We start from the raw sequence: 17651 nt of genomic DNA on the forward strand, positions 1-17651 counted from the left end.
AAGTCGAGATGAAAAGGGTCACGCCCTTGTGGGTCAGGCTCATTACCGCCAGTGCGTGTGCGGCAACGAGCCTGTGCGCGAATGCCGGGATTTCTACGGTCCTGGCAACCAGCTTCGACTGCGCCAGGGCCAGCGCTGCCATCGAGAAGCTGATCTGCCGCACCCCACAACTGAAGCAGATGGACATTGAACTGACGCGCCTTTATCGCCTCGCGCTCACGGACGATCATTCAGTGCCGCGGCCTGACAAAGTCGAGATCGAACAACGGTTCTGGGTAGACGCCCGCAATCGCTGCTCTGCCGAGGCGGAACCCAAGGCCTGCACGATCCGCAGTTATGCCGAGCGTGCGCATCAGCTTCGGCAGGGCTCGGTGATTGCACGAACCAAGGATCCGAGCAGGCTCACCGACGGCCCGGTAGCCTTTCGTTGCACCGGGCTCAACGCGCTGATTGCCGTCACTTACTTCAATGTCGAGCCGCGTGTCGTGTACCTGAAATGGGCGAATACCTCTGCCACCCTTATCCAGGTGCCAAATGATTCCGCTACCCAATTCAACGGCAAGGATTACCGGGGGAGCTACAGCTTCTTGCAGAACGGCAGCGATGCCTTGTTCCAGATACCCGGCTCAGGGCAAATGAGTTGCACGGTCGAGCCGGTCGGCTGATTGCGCAACGGGACGTCCTGTCCCGATGCGTTGGTGCAACCTGTCAGCTGCCCGTGCGAATTTTGTTCCACACCCGTGTCCGTATCCGGTCGATGTTCAGCGGCATCGCTTCCAGCGCGAACAGTTTTCCCATCATTTCCGGGCTCGGATAAACCTTGGTGTCGTTCTTGATTGCCGGGTCGATCAGGCTGTCAGCCTGTTCGTTGCCATTGGCGTAGTGCACGTAGTTGCTGATGCTGGCCATGACGGCCGGGCGCAACAGGTAGTCCATGAAGGCGTAGCCGGCTTTCTCGTCCGGGGCGTCGGCGGGCATGGCGACCATGTCGAACCAGATGGCGGCGCCTTCCTTGGGAATCGCATAGCCGATGTCCACGCCGTTCTTGGCTTCCCTGGCGCGATTTTCGGCCTGCAGGATGTCGCCGGAGAAACCGACCGCCACGCAGATGTCGCCGTTGGCGAGGTCGCTGGTGTACTTGGACGAGTGGAAATAGCTGACGTAAGGCCGGACTTTCATCAGCAGCGCTTCAGCCTTCTTGTAGTCTTCCGGGTTCTTGCTGTGATGCGGCAGCCCCAGGTAGTTCAGCGCGGCCGGCAGCAGCTCGGGCCCGTTGTCGAGGATAGCCACGCCGCACTTCTGCAGCTTTGCCATGTTTTCGGGTTTGAAGATCAGGTCCCAGGAATCCACGGGCGCGTTATCGCCCAGCACCGCTTTGACCTTGGCAATGTTGTAGCCGATGCCGGTGCTGCCCCACAGGTACGGGAAGCCATGCTCGTTGCCCGGGTCGTTGGTTTGCAGGGCTTTGAGCAGTACCGGGTTGAGGTTCTTCCAGTTCGGCAACTGGCTCTTGTCGAGCTTCTTCAGCGCCCCGCCCTCAATCTGCCGCGCCATGAAGTGGTTGGACGGGAACACCACGTCGTAACCGGATTTGCCGGTCATCAACTTGCCGTCGAGGGTTTCGTTGCTGTCGTACACGTCATAGCTGAAGCCGATGCCGGTTTCTTTCTGAAAGTCTTTGGTGGTGTCCGGGGCGATGTAGTCCGACCAGTTGTAGATCTTCACGGTGTCGGCGGCGTGACTGAGGCTCACGACGAGCGCCAGGGGAGCGAGTGCCAGGGTCTTTCGGATCATGAGTGGATTCCTGTGTGAGTTTTTGTTGGCAGGCAATCAGAGGATCAAAAAATCAAAACGTAGGTCTTGCGTACGGTTTCCTGGATGTCCCAGATACCGAGGCTGTTGGCTGGCAACATCAGTGCGTCACCGGCTTCTATATGGAGGGTTTCACCGTCATCCGGAGTGAAGGTGCAGCGCCCCTGGATGAAATGACAGAATTCCTGGGCCACGATCTGCCGACGCCAACGGCCAGGGGTGCATTCCCAGACGCCGGTTTCGACACCGTCGTCGCGTTCGACGCTGGTGGTGGACGCCACCGCCACGGGAGTTCCCAACGGCACGGCGACCGGGTTTGATTCGTCCAGCTTCAGGGTTGCGGTGTTCTTGAACTGCGTGATGCCCATGGGAGTACCTGTCTATGGAGAAAGCGTCGATTACTGCATGAAACCTTCCATGATCCCGGCGACCCCGCTGGCCAGTTTGCGTCGCCAAGGCGCGGTAGCCGGGTTGGCCAGGGTCTGGTCTTCATGGACGAAGCTGCGGATGATCGCGTTGTAGCCGAGCCAGCGGCAGGGTTCCGGCTCCCAGGGTTTCAGTGCATCGAGACCGCCCTGAGGAATGACCCATGGCTGGCGAACCAGCTCGGTATCGCGTTGCAGGATCAAGTCGGCCAAGGTCCGTCCACCCAGGTTGCTGGCACCAACGCCCTCCCCGCCATAACCGCCGGAAATCGCAATGCCGCTCGCTTGATCGCACAGCATGTGCGGCTTGAACCGCCGCGACATGCCGAGGTTGCCGCCCCAGCCATGGGTAATACGTACGTTCTTGAGTTGCGGGAAAAGTTCGCCGAACAGGTAACGCCGCAAGTCGACTTCACTGGCGGTCAGGTCGAAGTCATGGCGCAGCTTGCCGGCAAACTGATAGCCACCCCGCGCGCCGAACACCAGGCGGTTATCCGCCGTACGCTGACCGTAAGTCACCTGGCGACTGCTTTCGCCGAACGCCTGCCCGTGGCTCAGGCCGATTTCGTCCCAAGTGGCGGCGGACAGCGGTTCGGTGGCGACGATCAAGCTTTGCACCGGCAACTGATAGCGCCCCAGCGGAGGCAGCGTGGTCGCGTACCCTTCTACCGCCGGAACGATCCAGCGGCTGCGCACCATGGCCTTCGCCGTGCGCAGGCTGCCCGATTGCCAGTGGGTGACCGGACTGTTTTCGTAAATCCTGACGCCCATGCGTTCGACCGTCCGGGCCAGACCTCGCACCAACTTTGCCGGGTGCAGGGTCGCCACGTGCGGTGCATAGATACCGCCATAAGGCTTGGCAATTCTGATCTGTTGCGCCAACTGCTCGGGGCTGAGCCAGCGGTAATGGCTTTCCGTCAGGCCCTGGCCATACAGTTTGTCCAGATACTGTCGCAGGCTGGTTTCCTGTTCCGGATACCGCGCCGCGCAATACAGCGCCCCGCCTTTACGGTAATCGCAGTGGATGCCTTCACGTTCGAGGACAACTTCGACTTCATCGGGAATGCTATGCAGCAGGTCATACGACGCCCGCCGCCGCTCGGCCGGTAAATCGGCGAGCAAACGGTCTTCCCCCAGGAGGTTGCCCATCAACCAGCCGCCATTACGCCCGGAGGCGCCAAAACCGGCGGTCTGCGCTTCAACGATGGCAATGTTCAGGCCCGGCGCCAGGCGCTTGAGGTAGTACGCGGTCCAGAGCCCGGTGTACCCCGCGCCGATGATGGCGACATCGACGTCAAGATCGTGTTCCAGCGCCGGACGCGCCAACAACGGCTCGTCGAGTTGATCCATCCACAAACTGATAGTGCGCCACGCCGGCATGCAAGACTCCGCCACTCAAACTTCGATGGCGTTGATCCTAGTGCGTGGGCTCAGAGGCTGTCTTGCGCGCGTGCACGCAAAGAAATTTGTTTGACGTAGGCCTTGGGCGACAGACCGGTGTGCTGGCGGAAACAGCTGTAGAACGCCGAGAGCGAATTGAAGCCGGCGGCAAATGCCAGATCGTCGATACGCAGTGGCGGCGCGGCGTTCTCCAGCGCGGCGAGCACATGTTGCAAGCGCGCCTGGTTAACGTAGCGGTAGAAACTCTGGCCCAGCACCTGGTTGAGCAGATAGGACATCTGATTGCGGCTGTACCCGCACGCCTTCGCCACCCGTTGCAAATCGAGCTCCGGGTCCAGATAGGGTTGCTGGTGCTGGAAGTACTGTTGCAGGTCTTGCGCCATGAAACTCAGCTGACGCGGCGACAACCCGAGCCGACTGACGGCTGGGCGCGCACTGTTTGCGGTTTTGCTGACGGGCTGCTCATGCACCAACGAGGCGTATTCGTTGACACGCCAGATCAGACCGTCGCGGACGGTAATCGCCTCGCTGGCCCGAAATGACACCAACCCTTCACCACCGCGCAGAGTAATGCGGTACTGAATGAACGCGGTGTTGCCGTCCAGACGGATGCGGTCCGAGTGCTCCAGCGCTTCATCCGGATCGCGCGGCATGCTGCTGCGCACGTACTCGCGCAACTCGTCCAGCCCCATCACGCGGTTCTGGAAGAAGTCGCTGTACTGGATGTCCGGGTGATACAACGCCATGACACCGTCCAGGTCGCGGTGCTTCCAGCGCAGGTGATAGCGCATGACCGTCTCGCTCGTGGCCTGGGTTTGCAGCGGACCATCATCATCGGCATGCATAAAGGACTCGACGAGAAAAAGGCGAGCTTGCCGAAATTCCGCACCGGCTTCAATGAGCAAGCAGTACCGGCCTTTTGCTGAAAGGTCACAGCGCTGGGAGCCGAATCAAAAAAAAGCAACCAATTGCCAATCGGCCTGAAAAATCCACATTATTTTCACATGCGGATGCTACTTTTAAAGACAGTCAACGGTTGAGCCAATGAAGGCTCTTCCCTCCTAACATGAGCTAACGGAAGCGCTCGATGAATCAGGCGGGCAACATATGAATAAAGGGTTCAGTAAAGTCACCTTTCCAAACGCCTGCCAGCTGATGCGCTGGCATTTTCATCCCATGGGTTTTGAGGCGAGCATGGACGCACCGGGCAGCATGATTGCCCGTCTTTTTGACCGTGCCACGGGCGAGACCATGATCGCCATTGCCGGCATTCCATGCGCCACTGTCATGAACGCAGCGGACGTAGAACGAATCATTGAAGCGGTGGAGGATGAGCTTGAGTCTTTCATTCCTCCGGTGGCCCTCAAGAGTTATGCCTGAAGGTTGAAGCGCAGCTGCCATAAAAAAAAGCCCACATCTTGTGGGCTTTTTTGTGAGTACGGGTTTACGCCGATGTCTTGCTCCGGTGATCGGCAAAAAACGCCTTGCCCTTGCCGATCCGGTCGGAGGCCTTGGGCATGTTCGCCGCCTGGGTGTCCTGGCCATCGACATACCAGTAGCAATGGCTGACCGCCCGGGTGATGCCGACATAGGCCAGTCGCAGAATCTCGTCTTTTTGCGCGTTATCGTAAGCTTCGTTGTCGCCAGCCTTGCCCAGACCCGCCATGCGGTAGACCTGATTCTTGTAGGGCGAACTGGTCAGGTGCTGGCAGTCTCCCAGCAGAAACACGGCGTCGGCCTGAAGACCCTTGGCGCTGTGATAGGTCAACTGCTTCAGTCGTCGCGACTCGTACGGCAAGCTAGAATCAACATTAACTACAGGCTGAATATGCTCTTCTATCAATGACTTATCGCTGCTTTTTCGATAAAGCATCAAGATTGTATCGCCCTGCCTGTAGTGCTCCATCAACCGCTTGGCCAAGCCTTGATCATCCCGATCAAGCACGTTGACTGGCAGCAGCGCTTTCGACTCGCCACTGGCCTTGGCCTTCTTGCCGGCGATGGCCGGTGCGGCGCGTACGATGTGTTCGGCGGCATCAATGATGTGTTGATGGCTGCGATAGTTGTCGCTGAGCATGACCTTGGTCGTGCTCGGCGACGGGAACTCCTTGTTGAAGTCCATGAAATACGTCGGCGAACTGCCGCGCCATCCATAAATGGACTGCCAGTCATCGCCCACGCACAGCAGCGACGAACGCTGAGCGCCGCGCCCCACGTGCATGGCCGGGCCGCGACTGCGAATCTCGGCGAGGCTGGCGCGAATCCAGGAAACAATCTGCGGCGATACGTCCTGAAACTCGTCGATCATCAGGTGCGACAGCGGCCGCAGCAGTTCATCGCTCAACAGCTTCTGGTTTTCCGGGGAATGCTCGCTGAACAAGGCAAACATGCGGTTGTAGGTCATCACCGGGGGCTTCTGATCCAGCAGATGATCTTCCAGGGCTCGCCAGAACAGGCTCAAGGCTTCGAAGAAAAACCGGTCCGGGTCGTCCTTGGCGAAGCTCATCTGGCCCACGGCATTCGGGACATCCAGGCCAAGGTTTTCGATGAACCCGGCCGCCGCGACAAAACAGTCCAGCAACGGCGCGGAACCGAGCTCGCCCTTGACCTTGTAATCAAACCCCGGCCCGGCGCTGGCATCGCCCGCAAGGGAGGCCAAAACACGCTTTGAAGTTTCATAACTATCTAGCCATATCAAAGGCTTACGACAGAAAGCTTGAAACAGGGTTCGCTTTACCGCCCATTCCGCACGGACGCTGAGCTTGGCATTCGGGCGGCTGACCTGCGGGTTTTCCCGAGGATCGAAACCCAGCACGACCCACGCGTCCAGGCTCGGGATATAGCCATGACAATGAAAGGTCGAGCCATTGATATCAAACGACTGGCGATTGGGCTCGATGCCTTTGATGGGCCAGGCACCCGCGCGAAACCACAAATCTTCAATCAAGTCGCACAGTTCTTCATCACGCTTGGCGGCCAGTTCGGTCACGGCCATGCGTTTTTGCACGTCCGGGTGATCGCGCTCCAGCTCCTTGAGCTGCAAGGCATGGCGCGACAACGGCTTGATCAGTTCGCGAAAGCGCTCATCACGCGTGTGCAGGTTGTGATAGCAGGCGTTGAGCTGCTGACGCTGGGCGTCGTTGATGCGTAAGTCGAAAGGATTGCTATCGGCCTCCTCATCAGCACCTTGCACACGGTTGCTGAGGTTTTCGAACGCTTGCAGCCGCTCGAAGCCCGGCAGGCTGCGAACCATGGGCAGGATTCGCGAATGGAAGGTGCGCACCAGGTCCCGCGCCTCCTTGAAACCGAGCGGCCGCCCCCAGAGCGCAAACATCTCGATCAGTTTGTTGATGAAGTCCTTGCGCGACTCCCGTGTAAAGGTCACGACGGTCATTGAGCTCAGCTCAAAGCCCAGATAGTGGGTCAGCAGCAAAATACGCAGTACCAGGGTGGTCGACTTGCCCGCCCCCGCGCCGGCAATGACCGACGTCGATGGCGTATCGCTGAAGATCATTTTCCACTGCGCGGCGCTGGGTTGAGCGTGCGGCGCGAGCAAACGAGCGACATCGGCCTTCATGCGCTTCTTCAGCTCGGCGCTCAATGGCAGGCGCCAGTCGTCGAACAGGTTGTCATCGACGTTGGGGGGCCGGTGCTCGGTGGAGCGCGAGTCACGAATCAGCAACACCTGCCGACCTTCCTCCAACCCTTCGAGCCTGCCTTCCTTATAGCCGTAATCCACCCCGGCGCTGTGACCGCTGCGAAAACCGTCGGCCTGGCCATGCAGCCATGACGCCCGATGTTGTGCACGCAGACGCGTCAGCCCATGGCCAAAGAATCGGGCGGCCAGGCGCTTGAGCAGCGGCATCTCGGCCAGGGGACGAAGTTCAGGAGGAAGATCGGGGGTGTGTTGCGGCACGCGGGCTGACTCCAGGGTGTGAGGCTGTTGAGGGCTATGGTGTCTGCATTTGCCGCTCAGTTCTAGTGAAATGCTTACAGGTCATTGGCTTATGCGATGAAGTGAAGGCTGGATGAGAATGTTTCGAGGTGATTTGATATCAATTTATTCGATTGTATTGAGGCATTTTTTACGCTTTTTATCGATCAGTGCCTGATAGATGATGCTCGCCATTCACCACCCCTTTCAGGAGACGATCATGCTCGAACTCAGACCCTTCAACTCCCTGGGCGGCGCCCACCATGGCTGGCTGGATGCTCATCACCACTTTTCGTTCGCCGAATACTACGACCCTAAACGCATGAACTGGGGCAACCTTCGGGTGTGGAACGACGACGTGATCGCCTCGGGTACCGGTTTCCCGAAACACCCGCACCGAGACATGGAAATCATCACATATGTCCGTGAAGGTGCGATTACCCACGAGGACAACCTCGGCAACAAGGGCCGCACCGAAGCAGGTGACGTGCAGGTCATGAGCGCCGGCACCGGGATCGCTCACAGTGAGTACAACCTGGAAGCGACTGAAACCAGGATCTTCCAGATCTGGATCATCCCGAACGAAACAGGCCTGGCACCGTCCTGGGGTGCGAAACCGTTCCCTAAAGGCCAGCGCGAAGGCTTCGTGACCCTGGCCAGCGGCAAGGCCGGCGACGATCAAAGCCTGCGGATCCGTGCGGATGCACGCCTGGTTGCGGCGAACCTGAAGGCTGGCGAGTCTGCGGAGTATCGTCTGGACAATGGCCGCCGTGCTTACCTGGTTCCGGCGACGGGCGTGATTGAAGTCAATGGCTTGCGAGCACAAGCTCGAGATGGTGTTGCGGTGGCTGATGAGCAGGTGTTGCGCGTGACGGCCATTGAAGACAGTGAGATTGTTTTGGTGGACCTGGCTTGATTGGGTAAATGCCGGGCAAAAAAAGGGGCGACTGTCATAGTCGCCCTTTTTTTGCCGATGGCTTTACTGACGCCTTCGCGGGCAAGCCTCGCTCCTACAGGTTTACGCCGACCACATTGAACCGTACGACATCGTTTTTGTAGGAGCGAGGCTTGCCCGCGAAGGGGCCCTCACTTATTTCGCAGAAATAGCGCCATCCACCAATGTTTGAGCTTCGGCAACCAACTGCTTGAGGTGTTCGTCACTGACGAAACTCTCGGCGTAGATCTTGTAGATGTCTTCGGTACCCGACGGACGCGCCGCGAACCAGCCGTTTTCGGTCATGACTTTCAAACCGCCGATCGCCTGGTCATTACCCGGCGCATGACTGAGGATGTTCTGGATCGCTTCGCCCGCAAGCTGGGTCGAGGTGACCTGCTCCGGTGACAGCTTGCTCAGCAAGGCTTTCTGTTGCGGATTGGCCTTGGCATCGACCCGCACCGAGAACGGTTCGCCCAGTTCATCGGTCAACGCGCGATACGCCTGGCTCGGGTCGCGACCGGTGCGGGCGGTCATTTCCGCGGCCAGCAGCGCCGGGATCAAGCCGTCCTTGTCTGTGCTCCACACACCACCGTCCTTGCGCAGGAACGAGGCGCCGGCACTTTCTTCGCCGCCAAAACCCAGCGAGCCGTCGAACAGACCGTCCGCAAACCATTTGAAACCGACCGGCACTTCGTACAAACGACGGCCCAAACGCTTGGCCACGCGATCGATCAAGCCACTGCTGACCACGGTTTTACCCACGGCTGCATCGGCGCGCCATTGCGGGCGGTTCTGGAACAGGTAGTCGATGGACACTGCCAGATAGCTGTTCGGCGCGAGCAAACCACCGGACGGCGTCACGATGCCATGGCGATCGTGATCCGGGTCGCAGGCGAACGCGACGTCAAAACGCTCTTTCAGGCCGATCAGGCCTTGCATGGCGTGGCTGGACGAAGGGTCCATACGAATCTGGCCATCCCAGTCGACCGTCATGAAGCGGAAGGTCGGATCGACCTGCGTGTTCACCACGTCCAGATCCAGCTTGTAATGCTCGGCAATCGCCGACCAGTAACGCACCCCTGCTCCGCCCAGCGGATCGACACCCAGACGCAGTTTGGCGTCGCGAATGGCGTCAAAGTCGATCACGTTGATCAGGTCGGCGACATAGGTATTGAGGTAATCGTGACGGTGCGTGGTGCTGGCCTTCAGCGCCTGCTCGTAGCTGATGCGCTTGACGCCGGCGAGCTTGTTGCCCAGCAGCTCGTTGGCCTTGGCTTCGATCCACTTGGTGATGTGGGTATCGGCCGGGCCACCGTTGGTGGGGTTGTATTTATAGCCCCCGCTTTGCGGCGGGTTATGGGACGGCGTGATGACGATGCCGTCTGCCAGGCCCGAGGTGCGGCCACGGTTGTAACAGAGAATCGCGTGGGAAATCGCTGGTGTCGGGGTGTACTCGTCACCCTCGGCAATCATCACCGTCACGCCGTTGGCGGCCAGCACTTCGAGGGCGCTGGCGCCCGCCGGGGTCGACAGCGCGTGGGTGTCGATGCCGACGAACAGCGGACCATCGATGCCCTGGGCTTCGCGGTACAGGCAGATCGCCTGGCTGATCGCCAGAACGTGCCATTCGTTGAAACTCAAGTCGAACGAGCTACCTCGGTGCCCGGACGTGCCGAAAGCGACACGCTGGGTGGAGATCGCGGCATCGGGCTGGCCGGTGTAATAAGCCGTTACCAGTCGCGGGATGTCGACCAACAACTCTGCCGGTGCCGGTTTGCCCGCAAAAGGACTGAGTGTCATGCAAAACCTCTGAATAGAGTGGTTCAGGAATAGGGACGCAGTTTACTGGCAGTTTGACCGCAACGCGATGGGATCGATCCACGGACGCAAAGGATGTTTTGCGGACATGCTCAGTCTACCGATTCCAGGCGCAAGGCATCGCCGAGCAGACTCAGTGCAGCGGCCAGATCATGATCACCGCCAAAGCTATGACTGAGGCGCAAGTGCTGCGTGTGCAGGCCCTGCAAACTGAACAGCTCGCCCGGCGCAATCACCACCTGATGCTTGAGCAGGCGCTGAAACACCCGCCGCACATCAACCTGACGCAGGGAGCGCACCCAGATCGTTGCACCGCCCTGAGGCTCGACAAAATGCAAGGCATCGCCCAGGCGCTCCTGCAACAACTGCGTCATCTGCACCTTGCGGTCCTTGAGCAACCTGCGCAGCACATGCAGGTGCTGGTCGATCCGTCCGTTACCGTACAAACGGGCGATGGCTTTCTGGCGAATCGGCGACAGGCGAAAGGCACGCAGTAAAAAGTGCCGCTGCAATTCGGCGCTGAAATGCCGTGACAATAGAAAGCCGTAGGGCGCTTCCGGGCCGATGATTTTCTCGAACGTGGAAAACACGATCAGCCGGTCTGGGTCGAGCAGGTCACGAAACCGCAAGCCGCCCGGTTCAAATTCGAGTTCGCCGTAGCAATCGTTTTCCAGCACCCAGCTGCCATGCCGTTCGAGGAGCTGCGCAATGGCTCGTCGGTTGTCGTCATCTGCAAGGCTGCCTTGCGGCATGTTCAAAGCGGATGACAGCACGACCAACCGCACCGGGTGGGTCTCCAGCAGCTTCTTGAGCTGTTCGACGTCTAGCCCGCCATCGGCTTGCAGCGGCAACTCGATCACCTGGACATCGGCGGCCTGAAGCAAGCGCAGAATCGCCCAGTCACACGGAGACTCAAGGACTACCGCGGCGTCTTTGAGGCTCAACACGGCGATCAGTATTTCCAGGACGCCGCGCAAGTCGGCGCCAATGTAAACGTCATCGGCATGCCAGCAGCGTACCGGCGTTGTGGTGTAGCGCGCTGCCAGGGCAGCACGCAGTTCCAGTTCCCCGCAGGGCTGCGAAGGCGGTTGCGGCTGGCGCGGATACTGGCGCAGCAGTTCCCGTTCCAGCAGCAGTAACGGACTGTCAAGGGGTTGCAACAATGCCGGCTCATCAGCGCTCAACACCAGCATGCCTGGGCACCTGGCACTGAAATAAACGCTTTCGAGCAAGTCATTGCCATTGCCGGGCGCATTGATGGCGGACACCGGCAACGCGTAATAGCCGGATTTGGCGACCGAATACACGCGCCCTTCTTTCTCCAGCAACGAATACGCGTACTGAATCGTCGAAATCGACACGCTCAAACGATCCGCCAACTGACGCAACGACGGCAGGCGCACACGCGTGTCGCTGACCGGCTCATTGATCAGGTGCGTCAGGTATCGGTACACCGCCTGATAAGCAAAGTCGGTCTCGCGTGGTCCTTTCAATGTCCCGCTGACCCTTCACCCGCCACCGCGGCATCATCGCCAAAGTCGGCGGCTTCCGATGGCAGGTCCACGCCATCAGCATTCGGGTCAACCACCCTGCCCTCGGCCCCTGGCACCGGCCCCATCCGGTAAAGTGTGCCGAGCAGGCCGACGGGCAGCCCGCTGACGTCGACCATCCATTGCAGAATCTGCTCCGACACCGGATTGCCCTGCATTGCCCGGTGCAAATCAGGCATCGCCACCAGCATTCCGGGATGACACTGACGCAGAAAGCGCTCAAGGACAGCACCGTTTTCGACAAAGGGTGCGAAGAGCAGGCACACCAGCTGAGCCTCGGTCAAACCGAGGTTTTTTTGCGCCTCGGCCGCGGCCAGCCCACGCTGTTCGGACAGCCTCGCCGGATTACCGAAGACCGCCACTGCCTGCTCGCACAAACGCTCCGGGAGTCGCTTGCGGCGCATCATCACTAATGCCCGTTGCAAGTATTCGGCGACACCCGCCTCATAGCTGCGACCGTGCACAAAGCACGCTTGCAGCCCCCGCACGTGTGCGGATATCGAAAGGCTGACGAATTCGTTGTCGCTGATCTGAGCCGCCAGTTCGTCAGGTTGAAAACCGAGAAACTCGGTGAGCAGCGGCCAGCGCTCTTCGAGGTTGCTGACCAGCATGTCTTGAATGTCGATGAACGTGGTACGGCGACAGGCCTCGAAGCGCTGGGCCGGCCGCCATGCCGCCTGCCCCTGTTCGGCATAAAACGCGCTATAGCAGTCACTGCCGATCTCATCGAGCAAGGCGAACAGTTCATCGAAGCCTGTTTCAACCGGACTTGAGGTCTTGAGCCCGGCCTTGGCCGCCGCCCGCTTCAAGCCTTCGAGAAACTGCTTTTGCTGACGTGACGTGTCACTGCTGACCAAGGCATCGACGCCACCGTCCCAACGCGCGATCTGCCCATAGAACTCGCCGGTCGCCAGATAGCCGTCGTCCCACAGATCGATTGGCCCGTTCCAGGTTCGACGGTGGCCCACCATCAGCACATTTAGCCGATTGGCTTCTCGACCGGCGTCGGAGATCGGTGCCGGGTGGCTGAACGGCAACACTTCGCGGTTATCCACCATCAGCACTTCGACCCGCGGATCGTCGTAGAGAAACAACGAACTGTAGCTGCGATGGATGTTTTCCTGGGCCATCGAGCTGGCACCGTTCATTCGCAGGGAGGCCACGCGCAACTGGAACGTGGCAGGCGCCCGGCCGGCAATGCTCAGTTGTGCGGCGCGCAGCAGCGCCAGGGTATAGCAACTGTCCCGCGAGCCGGACTGGATCGCCAGCACCTTGTAATCGCCAATGCGCTCCATGCCTCCCGCGGCCACCACCAGACGCTGGATCATCAGTTGTAATGCCGTGCGTTCGGCCCGAGAGAAAAAACTCAGCAAGCGTTGCAGCATTTGCTGATAGACATAGTTCATCGCCTGATCATGGATATGGGTCATCTTTATTTACCTGATGCTCGTAAGTTCAGTACTGCATAAACAGCGATATGCACTGCACAGCGGATTGTCTGACACGGATGAAGTGCTGGACATTATTGTCAAAGGCTAGCACTTATACTTTTGGTAATTATTTGAAATAGTTGATCGCCGACGCTGCATGCGCCGAAGCCGGATGGCGCAAAAGCCCCGTACCACCGGCATCTGGCGACTTAACAGAACATCCTAGGAAATGTCCGACAACGTCCCACAGATAGGTAGCACAAGAAATAAAGATAGAAGCCGCACATGTCTTTTTGAAAGCTGCGCAAAGAATTACTGTTGGTCGGATATCTATTAACAATGTGCATTGAAAAGTATCAGCCTGACACCCAGACATGACTCATTCCTTGAGATGAAAGTAATCATTCAATTATCAAGGCTTAGATGCTGATTAGAAGATACAGATCGAGAGCAAAAACCAGTTCAGTTGCTGAACTGACCCATCGACAGATCGATGAGACGTCTCAATGTTTTGCGAGGGGCAAAAAAAAAGTCCGTGCAGGCACGGACTTTTTCAGGGGCTGTTACGCAGGTTCGACCTGAAGGGCGACCCGCTCGCGGCATGGGCATTCGTCCATGTAGCGGTGTGCTTCGACAAACTCGGAAAACGGGAAGACCCGAGTCTTGAGCGGCAGCAGCACGCGATCGGCGGTCATCTGGTTGATGTCGCGCAAGGCCCGTTGCAGTGCAACCTGGTCCTGAATGATGCCCAACTCCGGCTTGCCGGTGAAATTGCCGATGCAGTGTACAAAGAACTGAATATTCTTCTGGAACGCTGCGCAGGCCGGGAATGGCGTCTGGTTACCACCTTGCAGGCCATACAGCACCAGGCTGCCGCGAGGCGCGAGCACATCGCCGAGCAGCGACATCTGCGGGCCGCCCAGGCCATCGAACACCACATCGACACCGCGGTTATCGGTGATCTTGTTGATCCGCATGAGCAGATCTTCTTCCTCGGTGACGATGACTTTCTCGGCACCCAGCGACAGCAGGTATTCACGCTCTTCGGCCGTTTTCGTGGCGGCAATCACCCGTACACCCAAGGCTTTACCCAATTGGACGAATGAAGGCCCGGCGCAGTGGCTCGCGTCAGTCACCAGGGCAAATTGCCCAGGCTTGACCCGTGCCAGATCGGCATAACCAAAGTAAGCAATCAACAGCGGCGTGTAATGCACCGCCGCTTCAATCGGGCTCAGCACGTCCGGATAACGGGTCAGTGCCGAGCGCGGCAGAACGATTTGCTCGCCATAGACGGGATAGTCGTTCGGACTTTCAGCCGGGAAACTGGCGACCTTGTCGCCAACCGCCAGATCATCGACGCCATCGCCAACCGCCGTCACGACGCCGGACATTTCATGGCCAAGGCCTGAAGGCAAGCGAGCATGGGAGGACGCCAGGTTCTGGCGCCAGAGTATGTCGTACCAGCTGATGCCAATCGCCTCGACGCGCACCTGCACTTCGCCCGGTGCAGGGAGAGCGGCCGCATGCTCTTCGCATTTGAGCACCTCGGCTGGACCAAACTTGTGAAAACGGATCGTGCGGGACATCGCAAACCTCGTCAAAGAAACCTCTAATGCCCTGAACTCTATCTGGGCTTTCTACCCAAGACTATCAGTGGCTATTAATAGTCGACATGCCTGTCATTGATTCCGCAGCGCCGGCGACATCTTCAAATGTCGTAAGAAACCGAAGCAGCCTTTGTAGGAAAACTGAATTACTCGGTGCAGAGTAGCAGCCTTTCCCCGTAATATTCATGCCGGCCATTGTTCTCATATGGCTGCTCCCGTCAAGCTTGATGACTCTGCCAGGACTCCAGATGAATCGTAATGACCTGCGTCGTGTCGACCTGAACCTGTTGATCGTTTTCGAAACACTGATGCACGAACGCAGTGTGACCCGCGCTGCGGAGAAATTGTTCCTCGGCCAGCCGGCGATCAGTGCTGCGCTCTCGCGCCTGCGCGGGCTGTTCGATGATCCATTGTTCGTGCGAACCGGGCGCAGCATGGAACCGTCCGCGCGGGCGGTGGAGATCTTCGCCCTGCTCTCCCCGGCCCTGGATTCGATTTCCACGGCTGTCAGCCGCGCAGCAGAGTTCGACCCGGCGACCAGTACGGCGGTGTTCCGCATCGGCCTGTCGGACGATGTCGAGTTCGCTTTGTTGCCGATGCTGCTCAAACGCCTGCGCGCCGAATCGCCCGGGATTGTGCTGGTGGTGCGGCGGGCCAACTACATCCTGATGCCAAGCCTGCTGGCCTCGGGCGAGATTTCAATCGGCGTCAGCTACACCGCCGACCTGCCGGCCAACGCCAAGCGTAAAGTGCTGCGCCGCAGCATGCCCAAACTGTTGCGTGCCGATACAGTGCCGGGCCCGTTGAGCCTGGATGATTTCTGCGCCCGCCCCCATGCGCTGGTGTCGTTCGCCGGTGACTTGAGCGGCTTTATAGATGAAGAACTGGAAAAACTCGGGCGCAAACGTCACGTGGTACTCGCGGTGCCGCAGTTCAACGGACTCAGCACGCTCCTCAGCGGGACGGATATCGTCGCGACGGTGCCGGATTACACGGCTGACGCATTGACGGCAGCAGGCGGTGTGCGGGCGGAAGATCCGCCGTTGCCGGTGCGCAGCTTTGAATTGCACATGGCGTGGCGTGGGTCGCAGGACAATGACCCGGGTGAGCGTTGGTTGAGGTCGCGGATTCAGATGTTCTTTGGGGATCCGGATAGTTTGGCCTGATCCTGATCTTCTGTTGGCGCTGATGGCCTCTTCGCGGGCAAGCCTCGCTCCTACAGGCAGTTGCGTATTCCTGTAGGAGCGAGGCTTGCCCGCGAAGGGAGCGACTCGGTCTCACGCCGATTCCTTGCATTCCCCGCAACACAGAATTGCCGTCAAACACATTGATCGCGTTCCAACCCGAGGTGCATGCTAGAGGGCTCGCACCGCGCTTATATCATTCCGAATGATAGTTACCTTCGCTTCATTCGATTCGTGCGACACCAACCCGCCGAGCATCATCCGCCCATCTCAATACATTGGCGGATGCATCCATGGAACAGTCACTCAAACATTTGCGCTTCCCGTTGGCCCTGCTGGCCGTAGTGGTGATGAGCGCTTGCGGCAAGGCTCCGGAGTCTGCCGCGACCATGCCTGCGGCGAAAGTCAGCGTCGCCAAGGTGCTGGAACAACCGGTCAATGAGTGGGACGAATTCACCGGGCGCCTTGAAGCGCCGGAAACGGTAGAGATTCGTCCACGGGTCTCCGGTCAGATCGATGACGTTGCTTTCACTGAAGGCGCGCTGGTCAAGAAAGGCGACTTGCTGTTCCAGATCGACCCGCGTCCCTTCCAGGCCGAGGTCCGCCGTCTCGAAGCGCTGGTCGCTCAGTCGCGCGCCAATGCGACCCGCAGCGAAAACGAAGCCCAGCGCGGTGAGCGTCTGCGTACCAGCAATGCGATTTCCGCCGAGCTGGCCGATTCGCGCACGAGTGCTGCACAAGAAGCCCGCGCTGCAGTCGGTGCCCTTCAGGCACAACTGGACCTGGCGAAACTGAACCTGAGTTTCACCCGCGTCACCGCACCGATCAGCGGCCGTGTCAGCCGTGCCGAAATCACCGCCGGCAACCTGGTGACCGCCGATACCACCGCGCTGACCAGCGTCGTGTCCACCGACAAGGTCTACGCCTACTTCGACGCTGACGAGCGTGTGTTCCTCAAATACACCCAACTCGCTCGCCAGGGCAAACGTGGTGCAACCACTCCGGTTTACCTCGGCCTGTCCAACGAAGACGGCAACCCGCACCAGGGCGTGATGAACTTCGTCGACAACCAGGTCAACCCGAAAACCGGCACCATCCGTGGCCGCGCCGTGTTCGACAACAGCGACGGCGCTTACACCCCGGGCCTTTATGCGCGTCTGAAACTGGTCGGCAGCGGCACCTACTCCGCCGTGTTGATCAACGATGAAGCGGTCGGTACCGACCTCGGTAAAAAGTTCGTGCTGGTGATGGATGCGGACAACAAAACCGCCTACCGCGCGGTCGAGCTGGGTCCGAAAATCGAAGGGCTGCGCATCGTGCGCAACGGTCTGAACAAGGACGACACGATCATCGTCAAGGGCCTGCAACGGGTACGTCCCGGTTCGCCAGTCACCCCTGAAGTGATCCCGATGGCCAGCGAACAAACCCTCGCGGCACTCGCACAACAACGACAAGCGCTGGAAGCCAGCAACCTGCCCCAAGTCGCACCTGCCAAGGTCGCGCCGGGTTCGGTTGTGAAACTGGCTGCTGCAACCCCACGCGGTTAAGGGATA

Annotated in this window: 14 protein-coding genes; 5 read left to right on the forward strand and 9 right to left on the reverse strand. The window is 59.2% G+C overall.

Annotation, left to right across the window (positions count from 1 at the left end; genetic code table 11):
* Positions 1–8: 8 nt before the first annotated feature.
* Positions 9–665, forward strand: a complete 657-nt coding sequence (locus tag KGA97_RS00520) for a hypothetical protein (RefSeq protein WP_223480027.1) — start codon at positions 9–11, stop codon at positions 663–665.
* Between the two features lie 43 nt (positions 666–708).
* On the opposite strand, the gene KGA97_RS00525 is transcribed toward KGA97_RS00520, so the two are convergent.
* From KGA97_RS00525 to KGA97_RS00540, 4 genes are read right to left on the reverse strand one after another with little or no spacing between them, the layout of a single operon-like run.
* Positions 709–1794: a polyamine ABC transporter substrate-binding protein gene (locus KGA97_RS00525; protein WP_008044305.1), complete on the reverse strand. Its 1086-nt coding sequence runs from the start codon at positions 1792–1794 to the stop codon at positions 709–711.
* A 44-nt stretch (positions 1795–1838) separates the two neighbouring features.
* Entirely contained in the window at positions 1839–2180 is a 342-nt protein-coding gene (locus KGA97_RS00530; RefSeq protein WP_008026311.1) for a cupin domain-containing protein, read from the reverse strand.
* 30 nt (positions 2181–2210) lie between these two features.
* Positions 2211–3617: an NAD(P)/FAD-dependent oxidoreductase gene (locus KGA97_RS00535; RefSeq protein ID WP_223480028.1), complete on the reverse strand. Its 1407-nt coding sequence runs from the start codon at positions 3615–3617 to the stop codon at positions 2211–2213.
* Positions 3618–3667: 50 nt separating this feature from the next.
* Entirely contained in the window at positions 3668–4483 is an 816-nt protein-coding gene (locus tag KGA97_RS00540) for a helix-turn-helix transcriptional regulator (RefSeq protein WP_008026304.1), read from the reverse strand.
* Positions 4484–4745: 262 nt separating this feature from the next.
* Between KGA97_RS00540 and KGA97_RS00545 the strand changes: the two genes are divergently transcribed.
* Positions 4746–5018, forward strand: coding sequence for a DUF1652 domain-containing protein (locus KGA97_RS00545; protein ID WP_192227150.1), 273 nt, complete (start codon positions 4746–4748; stop codon positions 5016–5018).
* 64 nt (positions 5019–5082) lie between these two features.
* On the opposite strand, the gene KGA97_RS00550 is transcribed toward KGA97_RS00545, so the two are convergent.
* Complete coding sequence (locus KGA97_RS00550) at positions 5083–7554, reverse strand: UvrD-helicase domain-containing protein (RefSeq protein WP_223480029.1); 2472 nt, start codon at positions 7552–7554, stop codon at positions 5083–5085.
* Positions 7555–7792: 238 nt separating this feature from the next.
* Between KGA97_RS00550 and KGA97_RS00555 the strand changes: the two genes are divergently transcribed.
* Entirely contained in the window at positions 7793–8488 is a 696-nt protein-coding gene (locus tag KGA97_RS00555) for a pirin family protein (RefSeq protein WP_008044296.1), read from the forward strand.
* Positions 8489–8662: 174 nt separating this feature from the next.
* Here KGA97_RS00555 and pgm read toward each other — a convergent pair whose 3' ends face one another.
* From pgm to KGA97_RS00575, 4 genes are all read right to left on the reverse strand, one after another.
* Positions 8663–10309, reverse strand: coding sequence for a phosphoglucomutase (alpha-D-glucose-1,6-bisphosphate-dependent) (pgm, locus tag KGA97_RS00560; RefSeq protein ID WP_223434329.1), 1647 nt, complete (start codon positions 10307–10309; stop codon positions 8663–8665).
* 110 nt (positions 10310–10419) lie between these two features.
* Entirely contained in the window at positions 10420–11820 is a 1401-nt protein-coding gene (locus KGA97_RS00565; RefSeq protein ID WP_223480030.1) for a PLP-dependent aminotransferase family protein, read from the reverse strand.
* Complete coding sequence (locus tag KGA97_RS00570) at positions 11817–13307, reverse strand: hypothetical protein (RefSeq protein WP_223480031.1); 1491 nt, start codon at positions 13305–13307, stop codon at positions 11817–11819. The genes KGA97_RS00565 and KGA97_RS00570 overlap by 4 nt, the downstream gene beginning before the upstream one ends.
* A gap of 563 nt (positions 13308–13870) precedes the next feature.
* Positions 13871–14893, reverse strand: a complete 1023-nt coding sequence (locus KGA97_RS00575; protein ID WP_008044290.1) for a zinc-dependent alcohol dehydrogenase family protein — start codon at positions 14891–14893, stop codon at positions 13871–13873.
* A gap of 269 nt (positions 14894–15162) precedes the next feature.
* On the opposite strand from KGA97_RS00575, the gene KGA97_RS00580 reads away from it, so the two are divergent.
* A complete protein-coding gene (locus KGA97_RS00580) occupies positions 15163–16080 on the forward strand; it encodes a LysR family transcriptional regulator (protein ID WP_008026287.1) in 918 nt (305 codons plus the stop codon).
* A 311-nt stretch (positions 16081–16391) separates the two neighbouring features.
* The gene (gene mexE, locus KGA97_RS00585; protein ID WP_008026285.1) at positions 16392–17645 is read left to right on the forward strand and encodes a multidrug efflux RND transporter periplasmic adaptor subunit MexE; all 1254 of its coding nucleotides are present in this window, start codon (positions 16392–16394) and stop codon (positions 17643–17645) included.
* Positions 17646–17651: the final 6 nt, after the last annotated feature.

Origin of the sequence: Pseudomonas sp. BF-B-15 (assembly GCF_019946675.1) — a bacterium.
In the GTDB taxonomy this organism is placed as follows: Bacteria; Pseudomonadota; Gammaproteobacteria; order Pseudomonadales; family Pseudomonadaceae; genus Aquipseudomonas; species Aquipseudomonas migulae.

What these genes read in the sequence shown, in the direction of transcription:
- mexE (WP_008026285.1), top strand. Translation starts at nt 16,392, where the DNA reads ATGGAACAGTCACTCAAACATTTGCGCTTCCCGTTGGCCCTGCTGGCC.
- KGA97_RS00555 (WP_008044296.1), top strand. Translation starts at nt 7,793, where the DNA reads ATGCTCGAACTCAGACCCTTCAACTCCCTGGGCGGCGCCCACCATGGC.
- KGA97_RS00575 (WP_008044290.1), bottom strand. Translation starts at nt 14,893, where the DNA reads ATGTCCCGCACGATCCGTTTTCACAAGTTTGGTCCAGCCGAGGTGCTC.
- KGA97_RS00570 (WP_223480031.1), bottom strand. Translation starts at nt 13,307, where the DNA reads ATGACCCATATCCATGATCAGGCGATGAACTATGTCTATCAGCAAATG.
- KGA97_RS00580 (WP_008026287.1), top strand. Translation starts at nt 15,163, where the DNA reads ATGAATCGTAATGACCTGCGTCGTGTCGACCTGAACCTGTTGATCGTT.
- pgm (WP_223434329.1), bottom strand. Translation starts at nt 10,309, where the DNA reads ATGACACTCAGTCCTTTTGCGGGCAAACCGGCACCGGCAGAGTTGTTG.
- KGA97_RS00540 (WP_008026304.1), bottom strand. Translation starts at nt 4,483, where the DNA reads ATGCATGCCGATGATGATGGTCCGCTGCAAACCCAGGCCACGAGCGAG.
- KGA97_RS00520 (WP_223480027.1), top strand. Translation starts at nt 9, where the DNA reads ATGAAAAGGGTCACGCCCTTGTGGGTCAGGCTCATTACCGCCAGTGCG.
- KGA97_RS00530 (WP_008026311.1), bottom strand. Translation starts at nt 2,180, where the DNA reads ATGGGCATCACGCAGTTCAAGAACACCGCAACCCTGAAGCTGGACGAA.
- KGA97_RS00545 (WP_192227150.1), top strand. Translation starts at nt 4,746, where the DNA reads ATGAATAAAGGGTTCAGTAAAGTCACCTTTCCAAACGCCTGCCAGCTG.
- KGA97_RS00525 (WP_008044305.1), bottom strand. Translation starts at nt 1,794, where the DNA reads ATGATCCGAAAGACCCTGGCACTCGCTCCCCTGGCGCTCGTCGTGAGC.
- KGA97_RS00535 (WP_223480028.1), bottom strand. Translation starts at nt 3,617, where the DNA reads ATGCCGGCGTGGCGCACTATCAGTTTGTGGATGGATCAACTCGACGAG.